A 13,529-nucleotide genomic window follows, 5' to 3' on the forward strand; every position below is an offset into this window, starting at 1 on the left:
GGCTACTTCGACCGACTGGGCGTACCCCGCCTGTCTTGACCTCAACTACTCGAACCGCCCGGTGCGGACCCGCATGCCGGGTGGTGTGGCAGGGGAGCGGCCCTCAGGGCCGCCCCCTATGCCGATCGACATTGCATACAGGTTTTTTAGGGTGGTCGGCTCTGCCGACCACCCTACAGTTGCAAGATTTCCACTTTCAGTTGATACTGTATGCAATTACAGTAGTCGGCCTGAGTTGGCCCCACCTCGGGGCGGCCCCGTCTCGTGAACGCTCCGCTCCGTAAAATCATCCACTGCGACTGCGACTGTTTTTATGCATCGGTCGAGATGCGCGACGATCCGTCGCTGCGCGGGCGTCCGCTCGCCGTCGGCGGCCGTCCGGACCAGCGCGGCGTGATCGCCACCTGCAACTATGAAGCGCGCCGCTACGGCATCCATTCGGCCATGGCGACCGCCCAGGCGATGAAACTGTGCCCGCAGTTGCTGGTGATCCCGCCGGCGATGGAAAAGTACCGCATCGCCTCGCGCCAGATCATGGACATCTACCGCGACTACACCGAGCTGGTGGAGCCGCTCTCGCTCGACGAAGCCTACCTGGATGTCACGGACTCCCCGCACTGCAAGGGCAGCGCCACCCTGATCGCGCAGGAGATCCGGCGCCGCATTGTCGAGACCGTCGGCATCACCGCCTCGGCCGGCGTGGCGCCGAACAAGTTCGTGGCCAAGATCGCCAGCGACTGGAACAAGCCGGACGGGCTGTTCCTGGTGCGGCCGGAAGAGGTGGACGCGTTCGTGGCGGCACTACCGGTCAAGAAGCTGTATGGCGTGGGCAAGGTGACGGCCGAAAAAATGAACCGGCTCGGCCTGCAGACCTGTGCCGACATGCGCCACTGGAGCATCGAGCGGCTGACCGAACACTTCGGCAGCTTCGGCTACCGCCTGCACAAGCTGTGCCGCGGCATCGACGAGCGTGAAGTCAATACCTCGCGCGAGCGCAAGTCGATCAGCACAGAAGAAACCTACACGCCGGACGTGCCGGACCTGGCCGCCTGCCTGCGCCTGCTGCCCGAGCTGGTCGAGCACCTGCTCGGCCGCATCAAGCGCAACGGCGCCGAGAAATTCATCCACAAGCTCTTTGTGAAAATCAAGTTCTCGGACTTCCAGCAGACGACGGTCGAGTGTGTTGGCCATGCGCCACATATCCCGACCTATGCACGCCTGATGGAAACCGGCTGGGCCCGGCATAGCCGCCCGGTGCGGCTGCTGGGTGTGGGGGTGCGGCTGGGCGATACCGAGACGGTCGAGCAGTTGCGCCTGTTCGACGATGGGCTGCCGGCAGCGATCGTCGAAGCCGTTGGCGACTCGGCAACAGAATAAATTTTTGCGACGGCTGCCGGGTGAAATTTCCATCTAGCAGCGTAGAATGTCGTTCCCTTGAAATACTGAAACAATCGGATAACAGCGTATGTGGTTCAAGAATCTCCAGATCTATCGCCTGCCCGCTCCCTGGGCGTTCAACCCGGAACAAATGGAAGAAGCGCTGCAATCGCAGGCTTTCACGCCTGCCAGCAGCAACGAGCTGCTGCGCCAGGGCTGGGATTCGCCACGCGGCAACGGCAAGCTCGTCCACGTCGTCAACAAGCAGATGCTGATGATGCTGGGCACCGAAAAGAAGCTGCTGCCGAGCTCGGTCATCAACCAGGTCGCCAAGGCCAAGGCCGCCGAGCTGGAAGAGCAGCAGGGCTTCCCGCCGGGCAAGAAGGCAATGAAGGAACTGAAGGAACGTGTGGCCGACGAACTGCTGCCGCGCGCCTTCTCGATCCGCAGCAACGTCTGGGTCTGGATCGACCCGGTCAACGGCTGGCTGGTGGTCGATGCCGCCAGCCCATCGAAGGCGGACGACGTCATCAAGCTGCTGCTCAAGGCAGTGGACCGCATGCCGCTGGAGTCGCTGCGCGTGCAGCGTTCCCCCGTCGCCGTGATGACCGGCTGGCTGGAAGCGGACGAAGCGCCGTACGGCTTCACCATCGACCAGGATACCGAACTGCGCGCCACCGGCGAAAGCCGCGCGGCCGTGCGCTACGTGAAGCACACCCTGGAACCGGACGACATCCGCCGCCACATCGCCGCGGGCAAGCAGTGCACCCGCCTGGCCATGACCTGGAACGACCGCATCAGCTTCGTGCTGACCGAATCGCTCGCCATCAAGGGCGTCAAGCCGCTCGACGTGATCAAGGAAGGCGAAGCCGTCACCTACAGCGACGACGAGCGTTTTGACAACGACATCACCTTGATGACGGGCGAGCTGGCCAAGCTGCTGGCCGATGTGGTCGAAGCGCTGGGCGGGGAAGCCAAGGCGTAATCGTCGCCACCGGCGCGGGCACAGTGATACACATGCCGGCGACCGTCGCAGTTTGAACGTCGTTCCCGCGCAGGCGGGAACCCAGGTTCTGTTTGTGTTACCGATACGCTTGCAAAATTGGGGCTCCCGCCTTCGCGGGAGCGACGTTTATAGACCGACGACGTTTCCAGTAGTTTGCAGCTGTTCAACGACAGCGCAATGCACCGCCTACTTGGCCGCAGCCTCCTCGCTGGTCGACGGCTCCTTGCCCGTCGCATCTCCCCCCTCGAGCTTGCCGCTCGAATAGGTCGCCCCCTGCCGGTTCTGGTGCGGCGCCGGCTTGCCCGGCAGCGGCGGCAAGGCCTTCGCGCGCTCCAGGTCGATGCCGGCCACTTCGGCCACGCGGCGGCCGTAGTCTTCGTCGCAATGCCACAGGTGCCATACCATGCGCAGCTGGATCGGCTCCGGGCACTTCTTCAGGTCGCCGCCGACATTGTTGACCAGGTCGTCGCGCTCCCAGTCCTCGAAGGTCCGGTAGCGCACGCCCGCCTGGGCATAGTCGTCCATCGTGCGGGTGGTCTGGTAGCGGCCCAGGTGGCCCTGCACCCACTGGTGGTACTCCTTCGCCGGTTTCGGCGCTTCCTGGAACCCGCCCATCAGGCTCGGTTCGTAGTTGATGTGCTTGTCCTCGCCGCGGCCGTCCACGTAAAAGGTCATCTGGCCGTCGCGCTGGTTGGTGCGCGCCGTCGCGCCTTCCTGCGGCTGGTTGATCGGCAGCTGCAGGTAGTTCGGCCCCACGCGGTAGCGCTGGGTGTCCGAATACGACAGCGTGCGGCCCTGCAGCATCTTGTCGTCCGAAAAGTCGATGCCGTCCACCAGCACGCCGGTGCCGAAGGCCGACTGCTCGGTTTCGGCGAACACGTTGTCGGGATTCTTGTTCAGCACGATGCGGCCCACCGGCAGCAGCGGGAACTGGTCTTCCGGCCAGCGCTTGGTGTCGTCGAGCGGATCGAAGTCGAGCTCGGGGTGCTCGTCGTCGCTCATGACCTGCACGCAGAATTCCCATTCCGGAAAGTCGCCGCGTTCGATGGCCTCGTACAGGTCGCGCGTGGCGTGGCTGGTGTCGTGAGCCTGGATCTCGGCCGCTTGGCTGGCGGTGAGGTTGCGCACGCCCTGCTTGGGCTGGAAGTGGAATTTCACGAGGTGGGCCACGCCCTGGTCGTTGACCAGTTTATAGGTGTTCACGCCCGAGCCTTCCATCTCGCGGTAGGTCGCCGGGGTGCCCCACGGGCTCTTGACCCAGGTGACCATGTGCAGCGCTTCCGGATGGCTGCAGATGAAATCGTAGAAGCGCCACGGTTCCTGCTGGTTGGTGACCGGATCCGGTTTGAACGCGTGGATCATGTCCGGGAATTTGATCGCGTCGCGGATGAAGAAGACCTTCAGGTTGTTGCCGACCAGGTCCCAGTTGCCGTCGACCGTCTTGAACTTGATGGCGAAGCCGCGCGGGTCGCGCGCCGTCTCGGGCGATTCCTTGGCCCCGATCACGGTCGAGAAGCGTACGAAGATGGGCGTTTGCACGCCGAGCTCGTTGAGGACGCGCGCCCGCGTGTACTTGCTGGCGGGCTCGCCGCCGATGGTGCCGTAGGGCTCGAAGTAACCGTGCGCACCGGTGCCGCGCGCATGCACCACGCGTTCGGGAATGCGCTCGCGGTCGAAGTGCGTGATCTTTTCGATGAACTGGTAATTCTCGAGCGTGGCCGGACCGCGCTCGCCTACCGAACGCAGGGACTGGTTGTCGCTGACGGGGTGACCCTGGCGGGTGGTCAGGATGGGACGCTGCTCGCTCATTGCTCTCTCCTTCGTTTTGGGACAGTCGAAGAAAGCAGTATAGGAAGCGGTGGGGAAGGGCAGCGCGCGGCTGCCCTCCGGAAAAAAGCGGGTGGTTACCGCTGCATCACAGTTGCTGGAACACGCCGGCGGCGCGGTTCTTGGTGACGTTATCCCACGGGAACACCTGTCCGTTCATCGCCACATAGACCCCGGCCGGCAGGGTCTGCGCGACGCCGCAGGCAAAGCCCAGGTTGAACAGGGCGTCCGAGTTGGCGATCTCGTACGGAATCATGGCGCCGGTCAGGATGATCGTCTGGTCCAGCCCGGCCGCACCCAGCACGGCTGCCGTTTCGCGCATGGTGTCGGTGCCGTGGATGATGACGATGGCTTTTTCCGCCGCCGCCTGGCAGGAGGCCAGCACGCGCTGGCGGTCGGGGTCCTGCATGTCGAGCGAATCGAGCAGTGGCAGCACTTCGAGCTCGACCGGAATAGTCATGCGCGAACGCGCGATCACGGCCGGCAAATGGCTCTCGGCAAAGCCGAGCACGCCGTTCAGTTCGTTGTAGTGTTTGTCGAAGGTGCCGCCGGTGGCGATGATTCGCAAAGTCATGTTGGTTTGTCCACGTGCAGAAAAAAAGGTGGGTAATGATAGCCGCAAACGGTAGTGTATCCGACTGCGAAGCGCTAGAATCGGTTGGATCGGATGAGTAACATGTGCGTCCGCCGTTCCCTTCCTTTCCTCTTCACACTATCCACCAGAGTCCATGAAAGCCGTCGCACCGGGCACCGTCATTTTCCACCGCCATCGAGGCTATGGCGTGATCACCCACGTCAACCTGCTGACCGGCTGGATCTCGGCACGCTTCGGCAGCGAGCAGCGCACGCTCGACCTCAACCTCTCGAGCGACGAAGTGCAGCACGCGGACGGCGAGCCCATCCTGTTCCGGCGCGCGCCGCCGGACCGCATGCCGCATGCGCGCCTGATGGACGTGGTGCGCGAGCTGCACAAGGCGGGCTACCAGAAGCTGTACCTGTATTCGTGGCCGAAGCCGTCGGGGCTGCACTGGCGCTGGCACCTGTTCACCGGCCCGCGCAACTGGATGCAGCGCACCTGGCGCGAAGGCTGGTATGGCTCGGGCGCCGACTACAACAACAATCCGGTCATGGGCTGGGGCGATTCGCCGGGCGCGACGACGGAAGAGCTGATCCACGCGCTGGCCAGGTTCGATCCGCAGGGACTCGCGCAGGCGCTGGGGCGCGACGAAGACCACACGGCCTGGTTCGCGCAGGTGTGCGAGCTGCTGCTGCCAGGCTACATGTACAGCCTGAACATGGAACGCCCCGCAGGCGGCAAGCTGGTCGAGGCGCCGCCGGTGCCGGTGGTACCGGTGCGCGCGGGCCTGCAGCCGTATTCGGGGCCGGTGATCGGCTGGCCGCCGGGCTGGGCGGGCTTGTGGACCGGCACGCATGTGATGCCGGCGCGGAAGGTCAATCTCATTACGGGTGAGCCAGAGCTGCGCTGATTGCGCTGCTCGCTATTGCTCGGTTCTGTTGTCACTGCGTTACGAAATTGGATCCCGGCCTTCGCCGGGATGACGTTTCGACGTTGAGGCTCAATAGTGATGTGGCTGCCTTGCACGTCAACCTGAAGACCGTCGCTCCGGCGAAGGCCGGAGCCCAATTTCTGCATTCAAGTCGCACGTTTAGCGCTTCCCCAACGCTTCCGGATTCAGGATATTGTCCGGATTCCCTTCAGCAAACCGCAGCACGTTCTCGAACGCCGTCTGAAAATAAATCTCGTAGCTGTCCTGCTCCACGTAGCCCAGGTGTGGCGTCGCCAGCACGGTCGGGATGCGCAGCAGCGGCGAATCGGGCCGCAGCGGTTCATTGCTGAACACGTCGAGCGCCGCATGGCCCGGCCGGCCCGCACGCAGCGCCTGTTCCAGCGCCCCTTCCTCCACCAGTTCGGCCCGGCTCGTGTTGACGAACAGCGCGTCCGGTTTCATGCGCGCGAAGTCCGCCGCCTTCACGATGCCGCGCGTCGCCTCGCCCAGGCGCAGGTGCAGGCTCAGCACGTCCGCCTGCGCGAACAAGGCCTCGCGCGACACCGCCGCCTCGAAGCCATCGTTCACCGCCGCCTGCCGGCTGCCTTCGCTGCCCCATACCAGCACGCGCATCCCGAAGGCCCGCGCATAGCCCGCCACCAGCTGCCCGATCTTGCCGTATCCCCAGATCGCCAGCGTCCGCCCACGCAACGAGCGGCCCAGGCCGTTGAGGACCGGATTGGTCGAGGCCGTCTGCCACAGGCCGTCCTTCAAGTTGTTCGCGTAGGGAACGATCTTGCGGCTGGCCGCCATGATCAGCGCCCAGGTCAGTTCGGACGGCGCCACCGGTGAGCCGATGCCTTCGGTGATGGCGATGCCGTGTTCGGTCGCCGCCTCCACGTCGACGTGCCCGCTGACCTTGCCGGTTTGTGAGATCAGTTTCAGGTTCGGCAGTTTGGACAGCAGCGTACGCGGAAAGGCGGTACGTTCGCGGATCAGGACCAAGGCATCGAACGGCGCCAGCCGCGCGGCCAATTGGCCCAGGCCGCGTGCGGAATGGTTGAAGACCTTGACCTCATGACCGTCGAGCAATCGGAAGCAGGCAAGACCGCGCACCGCGTCCTGGTAATCGTCAAGTACAGCTATTCGCATGGGAGTTTCTTCCATTTAATGTTTGTCGCGTAGCTAAATAACAGGTTCCAAAAACATGGCGAATAGCCTACTACATTAATCGGGAATATTTTGCTACTTTTTTGTAGTAGCTGAGCTGAATCCGGGTTTTCAAGGTGTACAATCGGCCAATTAATTAAGGGTCTGGCATGTATCGCCGACCCCAGCAGCACCGTTCCCGGCCTCAGCCGTGAGGCCGTCGACACGACCGCCCGCCGTAACACCGCGCCGCGCTCCGCTGGAGCGAATGCCATTGTAAAGGCAAGGCCAGACGGACGATCCTGCCGTGCCCGGGACAGACAGCATTCTTAATTGGCATTGGAGGTATCTATGAACCAGCCCGTGATGGGTGGCGTCGCCGCACTCAACGTTCCAGCTCACGTCAAGCACCAACAGCTCATCAATTGGGTGGCCGACATCGCCGCCCTGACCAAGCCTGACAGCATCTATTGGTGCGACGGTTCGGAAGAAGAGTACGACCGCCTGTGCGCGCAGATGGTCGAAGCCGGCACGATGAAGAAGCTGAACCCGGCCAAGCGTCCGAACTCCTACCTGGCATGGTCGGACCCGTCGGACGTGGCCCGCGTCGAAGACCGCACCTACATCTGCTCGGCAACGAAGGAGCAGGCTGGCCCGACCAACAACTGGATGGACCCGGCCGAGATGCGCCGCACCCTGAACGGCCTGTTCGACGGCTGCATGGCCGGCCGCACGCTGTACGTGGTACCGTTCTCGATGGGCCCGCTGGGCTCGCCGATCGCCCACATCGGCGTCGAACTGTCCGATTCGCCCTACGTTGCCGTCAACATGCGCATCATGACGCGCATGGGCAAGGCCGTGTATGACGTGCTGGGAACCGACGGCGAATTCGTGCCCTGCGTGCACACCGTCGGCATGCCGCTGGCCGCCGGCCAGAAAGATGTGCCGTGGCCGTGCAACCCGACCAAGTACATCGTCCACTATCCGGAAACCCGCGAAATCTGGTCCTACGGTTCGGGCTACGGCGGCAACGCGCTGCTGGGCAAGAAGTGCTTCGCCCTGCGCATCGCCTCGAACATGGGCTACCAGGAAGCGCAGCTTGGGGGCACCGGCTGGCTGGCAGAGCACATGCTGATCCTGGGCGTCGAATCGCCCAAGGGTGAAAAGAAATACGTGGCAGCCGCCTTCCCCTCGGCCTGCGGCAAGACCAACTTCGCCATGCTGATCCCGCCAAAGGCCTTCGACGGCTGGAAGGTCACCACCATCGGCGACGACATCGCCTGGATCAAGCCGGGTGCGGACGGCAAGCTGTACGCCATCAATCCGGAAGCCGGCTACTTCGGCGTGGCCCCGGGCACCAACGACAAGACCAACCCGAACTGCATGGCCTCGCTGCGCGAGAACGTCATCTTCACCAACGTGGCGCTGACCGACGACGGCGACGTGTGGTGGGAAGGCATGACCAAGGAAGCACCAAGCCACCTGATCGACTGGCAGGGCAAGGACTGGACGCCGGCCTCCGGCACCAAGGCCGCCCATCCGAACGCGCGCTTCACCGTGGGCGCGACCCAGAATCCGGTCATCGATGCCGCTTGGGACGACCCGGCCGGCGTGCCGATCTCGGCCTTCATCTTCGGCGGCCGCCGCTCCACCACGGTGCCGCTGGTTACCGAGGCCAACAATTGGGTCGAAGGCGTGTACATGGCCGCGACCATGGGCTCGGAAACCACCGCTGCCGCTGCCGGCCAGATGGGCATCGTACGCCGCGACCCGTTCGCCATGCTGCCGTTCATCGGTTACAACATGAGCGACTACTTCCAGCACTGGCTGAACCTGGGCAAGAAAATCGAAGCGCAAGGTACCGCCCCGAAGATCTTCTGCGTCAACTGGTTCCGCACCGGCGAAGACGGCAGCTTCGTGTGGCCGGGCTACGGCGACAACATGCGCGTGCTGAAGTGGATCCTCGACCGCGCCGAAGGCACGGCCGCCAAGGGCCAGGAACACCTGTTCGGCACCTCGCCCAACTACGGCGACCTGAACTGGGACGGCGTGGACTTCACCGAGCAGCAGTTCACCCAGATCACCTCGATCGACAAGGACGCATGGCGTGAAGAGCTGAAACTGCACAGCGAGCTGTTCGAGAAGCTGGCATACCACCTGCCGCAAGAGCTGGTGGCGACCAAGGAGCAACTGGAGCGTCGCCTGGCGGCGTAATCACGTCCGGCCAAGGGCGCTGCCGCAGGCAAGCGCCCAGGCGGCGCATCAGCAGCACATAAGCAAGCAAGGGATAGGCAGCCGCCTGTCCCTTTTTTCATTTGGACAGAGGAATTTCCATGAACAAGCTTATTGAGTTCAATGTACCGGGTGGCAGGGTGCTCGTCGAAACCCAGGAAGCCGCCACAGGGAGCGTCGTGCGTGGTGTGGGTGTTGCCGAGGTCACGGAAAAAGTCGGCAAGTCGTTCGAGGATGCGCTGTCGGTTATCCATTCTGTTGCCGAAGCGGCGATGAACACCTGCAAAGGCCTGGATGTTGCGCCGGACCTGGTCGAAGTCGAGTTCGGTCTGAAATTCGGCGCGAAGGTCGATGTCGTGATCGCGAAAGGCATTGCGGAAGGGAACCTGCGCATCAAGCTTGCCTGGAAGCCGGCATAGAAGCAGGCACAAGCACTTCGCCGCCCCGAGGCGCCCCCCTGCCGGCGCCGATGACGTTATTTTCTCTTCTGCGCATATTTTTTGCGCGATGCTGTCTAAGGCACATGGCTCTCTTCGCATACCCGTGTGAGCGCCATGTCGTGGATCGCATTGGGGTTGCGATGATTTATCAAAACTTCGATTTGGAGATCATTCGCCCGCACGGCGGCGACCACCTGTGCGCGCGGGTGCTGGAGTCGCCGCAAGGAGACTGCCCCTTTGCCGACGTGAAGTGGCCGTTCGACGCCGAAGAGGAAAACGAACGGCTGACGGAAATCTACGGGGGGCTCAGGCAGCGCGGGTCGCGTTCGAGCAGGGCGAACATGATCCAGGACTTCGGCGGCAAGCTGTTCGAAGCGGTTTTTACTGGCGACATCGAACACCTGTTCCGGTCATCGCTGGATGCCTCCTTCCGTGCCGGCAAAGGATTGCGGATACGCCTGCGGCTGCCGGAAGACAGCGAACTGCATGTAAGGCCATGGGAGTTCCTGTTCGACACTGAGAGCCGGGAATTCCTGGCAGTCAGGGAGCACACGCCTCTTGTCCGCTATTTGCCGGTCAAGCAACCGACGCCGCCGATCATGGTCGAAGGACCATTGCGGGTGCTCGTGGCATTGTCCTCGCCGCGGGACCACCCGCGGCTCGACACTACACGCGAGTGGGATATCCTGTGCGATGCACTCGAACCCTCGATCACCGCCGGCCGGCTCGAACTGCGCCAGGTACCGGGACGCTGCACCTTCGACAATCTCAGGGATTCGCTTCGGCATTACGGTGCCCATATCTTCCACTTCGTGGGGCACGGGGTGCCAGGCAAGCTGGTGCTCGAGCAGGAGTCCGGCAAGGGCCAGGAGATGGAAGCGACCCATTTGCGTGCCGTCTTTCCCGGCGGGGCGCTGCCGCGGCTCATCGTGCTGAACGCCTGCTCCGGCGCCATTGCCCAGGACGTTCCTTTCTCGGGCCTGGCGCAAGGATTCCTCAGGCAGGGCGTGCCTGCCGTGGTGGCGATGCAGGCCTCCATCACGGATGAGGCCGCAGTTATTTTCACCCGCTATTTTTACCGCGACCTGATCGAGATCGGCGCGGTCGATACCTCGTTGACCGAAGCAAGGCTGCGCATGCAGGCAAACGGCTACCCCATCGAATGGGGCACGCCCGTCCTGTACATGCGCGCACTCAGCGGCCAGCTGTTTCTACCGCCGGCGAACCGGCTTGCGAGCCCGGCTCCCAGCCCGGTTGAGCCCGACAAGCCATGGGAGCCCCCTGCGCCTCCTCCCGGCATGGAGCCGGGCCTGGAGGGGGGAGAAAGACACGGCAGGAGCAGGAAATCCGGACGCAGCAGAGCGCGGTGCCGCTTCCGGCAGAGGCAAGCCCGTCCAGAACGAAAAAGACGGGGACTACCCGTCCCAAGGAGAAGGAGCGTCTGTCGGCCACCAGGCCCCGGCCGGGCCGGGACGAACGGAAGGTCGTGTCGCCAGCACCGGCGCAGGCGCCCGCACCACCCGCGCCACCCTTGTCGCCGGAACCGGGTCCGGCCGGGCAACCCATCGCGCCACCCATCCAGGCGCTGGGGCCTGCACCGCCCCCCGCTCCGCCACCGCCCCCGCCGGACCGGCTCGACAGTCCGCTGGAGGGAGCAGCGGCACAGGCCGTAACGGGGCCCGAACCGGAACCGCCTCCGTTGGAGCACGACATCACGTCCCGGGTCGAGGCAACGAAACCCATCCCATCCGAAAAATTGGGGCTTCCCCCGAACGAGCCACCTGTACCCCCGAACGGCCAGACGAACAGGGACACGCCGCGATCCGGGCAGGAGCCCACCCTGCAGCGGGACATTCCCCCGAGCGCCCCACCGGCAAAGGTGGCCCCGGTCCAGACTCCGCACGGCAGGCGCTTCCTGCTGACCGGCGCGGCAGCGCTCCTGCTGGCCGCTGCCGTGGGCGTGACGATCGGCCCGGACAAGTTTTCTCTTGATGGGGACAGCACCCCACCGCCGGCCGCAAAGGAAACGCCAGAGCCAGCGCCGGCCACAGACGCCGCATCGACGGCCCCACCGGCGCCCGCCAAGCCCGATACCGAGTCCCCACCGGCGCCGGAGCCGACGCCGGGGCCGACGGACACCCGATCCCCGGGCACGCCGGGCGAGGGTGCGCACATCGCTCCGGGGGCCGGCGACCCGGCCAAGCAGCGCCCGAAAACCGGGGCAACATCGTCCGCGGTCAAACCAAAGCCGGGCGCCTCTGCCGAACCAGCCGAAACGGAAGCCAAGCCGCCACCCCCCACCGGCGATTGCAGTAATCGCGTGGTCAGCGAAAGAAGCGCGGATTGTTTGTTCGATAAACAATAAGATTGGAGGTTGCCAATGAAGTCCCGTATGAAGGCGAGTGTGCTGGCGTGTGTACTGGCAGGATCGGCATCCGGTGCCGTTGCACAGGGCGATTGCTACGAGAAAATCAGCACGATCCAGAAAATCGGGGATGTCCAGTCGGCACTGAGCTGTGTGGAGGGCCGCGTCGCTGCCGAGGCCGAACGCTTCAAGCAGCATACGGAAAGCCACAAGAAGCAACTGTTCCAGCAGATCGTCGACCAGCTCGAGCTGGTGACCACCAACGTGCGCCATGTGTCGTTCAAGGAATCCACCAATGGCGCCTGGAAGCAGATTCCGGATTCGGCCAATGCGGACGCCTGCTTCCTCTCCTCCGTACGCCTGCCTGCACAAGGGCTGTGCCAGGTCACGTACCAGGGCGCGCAGGGACGCTGGACCTACAACGTCAGCGATCCCGCCTCTGCGGGTTTTACCTGTACGGCCACATGCGTCTGGATGGACATCCGCCTCAAGGAACAAGGCGGCCAATAGGGTGTCATATCCACCAGCCACCCGGTAGCCGAAGGATGGCAAGCCTGATTTCCAACGTCATGCAAGGAGGACCAGACCATGAACCCGACCATGAAGCGAGTTGTCGCGACTACCCTTGTCGCGCTGTTGGCCGGAACGACCGGGCTTGCCACTGCCCAGGTCGGGCCGGCAAGGGAGGCCGGCACGCCGGGCACGCAGCGCAACAAGGAAGAGATGAAGAATGCGACCGAGCACGTCAACAAGGCCGTGCAGGTCGTGCAGCAGATGCAGGCGTCGCAGGAGATGCGTTCCCTGCTGCAGCGTTCGAAAGGCGTGTTCGTGGTGCCGGACTACGGCGGTGCGGCGCTCGGCGTGGGCGCACGCGGCGGCGCTGGCGTGCTGCTGGTACGCAACGGCAATACCTGGAGCAATCCGGCCTTCTACAACATGGGCAGCCTCAGCGTCGGGCTGCAGGCGGGTGCGGAGGCCGGCGCGATCGCCTTCGTGCTCAATGACCAGAAGGCGCTCAACAGCTTCATGCAGAACAACAAGTTTGCCCTGAATGCCGACGCCGGGCTGACCCTGGTCGACTGGTCGAGGAAAGGCGAAGGATCGGCCGGCTGGGGCAACATCACGGTGTGGTCCGACACAGAAGGACTGTTCGGCGGCGCAGCCATCAACGTGAGCGATATCGACTACGACGAAGACGAGACCTCGGCCTATTACCAGCGCCAGGTGGCCGCACGCGATGTCCTGACCGGCAAGGTGAAGAATCCGCAGGCCGATATGCTGCGGCAGGCATTGGCCAATGCGTCGAGCGGCAGCGCCGCGGCAAGCATGGGCGGTAGCGGGACGCGTGGGACGACGTCGGGGCAGGACTCCAAGAGCGAGTCGGAGCGGGAGCGCAGCAGGTAGGAGCGGGCTGCGTGGACAAAAAGAACAGGGGCAGCGCCGCAGGCACTGCCCCTGTTTCGTCAGTGCCACCAGTTTATGAACCGTCATCCCGGCGAAGGCCCTAACGTACATCCACATTCCTGAAACATCGATTCGGCGTATGCTGACGCGATGGTTTCAGGATTGTGGAGGCGGCCGTGAGTACGGAAGAGCTGTTAGCTGATGAGCACTGCATTGGCCTG

Annotated in this window: 11 protein-coding genes; 8 read left to right on the forward strand and 3 right to left on the reverse strand. The window is 63.9% G+C overall.

Annotated features, from left to right (window positions below; translation table 11 throughout):
• The first annotated feature begins 264 nt into the window (after window positions 1-264).
• Both dinB and ACFFJK_RS21930 read left to right on the forward strand, forming a co-directional pair.
• A complete protein-coding gene (dinB, locus tag ACFFJK_RS21925; protein ID WP_379681786.1) occupies window positions 265-1,377 on the forward strand; it encodes a DNA polymerase IV in 1,113 nt (370 codons plus the stop codon).
• Window positions 1,378-1,465: 88 nt separating this feature from the next.
• Window positions 1,466-2,362 carry a recombination-associated protein RdgC gene (locus tag ACFFJK_RS21930; RefSeq protein ID WP_379681787.1) on the forward strand — a complete coding sequence of 299 codons (897 nt, stop codon included), beginning with the start codon at window positions 1,466-1,468 and terminating at the stop codon, window positions 2,360-2,362.
• A gap of 207 nt (window positions 2,363-2,569) precedes the next feature.
• Here ACFFJK_RS21930 and ACFFJK_RS21935 read toward each other — a convergent pair whose 3' ends face one another.
• A complete protein-coding gene (locus ACFFJK_RS21935; RefSeq protein WP_379681788.1) occupies window positions 2,570-4,192 on the reverse strand; it encodes a catalase in 1,623 nt (540 codons plus the stop codon).
• 106 nt (window positions 4,193-4,298) lie between these two features.
• On the reverse strand, window positions 4,299-4,784 hold the full coding sequence (locus ACFFJK_RS21940) for an asparaginase domain-containing protein (protein ID WP_379681789.1): 486 nt from the start codon (window positions 4,782-4,784) through the stop codon (window positions 4,299-4,301).
• Between the two features lie 154 nt (window positions 4,785-4,938).
• Between ACFFJK_RS21940 and ACFFJK_RS21945 the strand changes: the two genes are divergently transcribed.
• Window positions 4,939-5,697, forward strand: a complete 759-nt coding sequence (locus tag ACFFJK_RS21945; protein WP_379681790.1) for an L-asparaginase — start codon at window positions 4,939-4,941, stop codon at window positions 5,695-5,697.
• A gap of 180 nt (window positions 5,698-5,877) precedes the next feature.
• On the opposite strand, the gene ACFFJK_RS21950 is transcribed toward ACFFJK_RS21945, so the two are convergent.
• Entirely contained in the window at window positions 5,878-6,870 is a 993-nt protein-coding gene (locus tag ACFFJK_RS21950) for a D-2-hydroxyacid dehydrogenase family protein (protein ID WP_379681791.1), read from the reverse strand.
• A 348-nt stretch (window positions 6,871-7,218) separates the two neighbouring features.
• On the opposite strand from ACFFJK_RS21950, the gene ACFFJK_RS21955 reads away from it, so the two are divergent.
• From ACFFJK_RS21955 to ACFFJK_RS21975, 5 genes are all read left to right on the forward strand, one after another.
• Window positions 7,219-9,081, forward strand: coding sequence for a phosphoenolpyruvate carboxykinase (GTP) (locus ACFFJK_RS21955; protein ID WP_379681792.1), 1,863 nt, complete (start codon window positions 7,219-7,221; stop codon window positions 9,079-9,081).
• A gap of 119 nt (window positions 9,082-9,200) precedes the next feature.
• Window positions 9,201-9,518, forward strand: coding sequence for a CU044_2847 family protein (locus tag ACFFJK_RS21960; protein WP_379681793.1), 318 nt, complete (start codon window positions 9,201-9,203; stop codon window positions 9,516-9,518).
• 161 nt (window positions 9,519-9,679) lie between these two features.
• Window positions 9,680-11,212, forward strand: a complete 1,533-nt coding sequence (locus ACFFJK_RS21965) for a CHAT domain-containing protein (protein ID WP_379681794.1) — start codon at window positions 9,680-9,682, stop codon at window positions 11,210-11,212.
• Window positions 11,213-11,919: 707 nt separating this feature from the next.
• Window positions 11,920-12,414: a hypothetical protein gene (locus tag ACFFJK_RS21970; protein WP_379681795.1), complete on the forward strand. Its 495-nt coding sequence runs from the start codon at window positions 11,920-11,922 to the stop codon at window positions 12,412-12,414.
• A gap of 78 nt (window positions 12,415-12,492) precedes the next feature.
• Window positions 12,493-13,308, forward strand: a complete 816-nt coding sequence (locus ACFFJK_RS21975) for a lipid-binding SYLF domain-containing protein (RefSeq protein WP_379681796.1) — start codon at window positions 12,493-12,495, stop codon at window positions 13,306-13,308.
• The last annotated feature ends 221 nt before the right edge of the window (window positions 13,309-13,529 follow it).

The organism is Massilia consociata (assembly GCF_042432755.1).
In the GTDB taxonomy this organism is placed as follows: domain Bacteria; phylum Pseudomonadota; class Gammaproteobacteria; order Burkholderiales; family Burkholderiaceae_D; genus Telluria; species Telluria consociata.

Bases quoted from the DNA above. Each gene is read 5' to 3' on its own strand.
- ACFFJK_RS21950 (WP_379681791.1), bottom strand. From the start codon at position 6,870: ATGCGAATAGCTGTACTTGACGATTACCAGGACGCGGTGCGCGGTCTT.
- ACFFJK_RS21945 (WP_379681790.1), top strand. From the start codon at position 4,939: ATGAAAGCCGTCGCACCGGGCACCGTCATTTTCCACCGCCATCGAGGC.
- ACFFJK_RS21930 (WP_379681787.1), top strand. From the start codon at position 1,466: ATGTGGTTCAAGAATCTCCAGATCTATCGCCTGCCCGCTCCCTGGGCG.
- ACFFJK_RS21935 (WP_379681788.1), bottom strand. From the start codon at position 4,192: ATGAGCGAGCAGCGTCCCATCCTGACCACCCGCCAGGGTCACCCCGTC.
- ACFFJK_RS21940 (WP_379681789.1), bottom strand. From the start codon at position 4,784: ATGACTTTGCGAATCATCGCCACCGGCGGCACCTTCGACAAACACTAC.
- ACFFJK_RS21960 (WP_379681793.1), top strand. From the start codon at position 9,201: ATGAACAAGCTTATTGAGTTCAATGTACCGGGTGGCAGGGTGCTCGTC.
- ACFFJK_RS21975 (WP_379681796.1), top strand. From the start codon at position 12,493: ATGAACCCGACCATGAAGCGAGTTGTCGCGACTACCCTTGTCGCGCTG.
- ACFFJK_RS21970 (WP_379681795.1), top strand. From the start codon at position 11,920: ATGAAGTCCCGTATGAAGGCGAGTGTGCTGGCGTGTGTACTGGCAGGA.
- ACFFJK_RS21965 (WP_379681794.1), top strand. From the start codon at position 9,680: ATGATTTATCAAAACTTCGATTTGGAGATCATTCGCCCGCACGGCGGC.
- ACFFJK_RS21955 (WP_379681792.1), top strand. From the start codon at position 7,219: ATGAACCAGCCCGTGATGGGTGGCGTCGCCGCACTCAACGTTCCAGCT.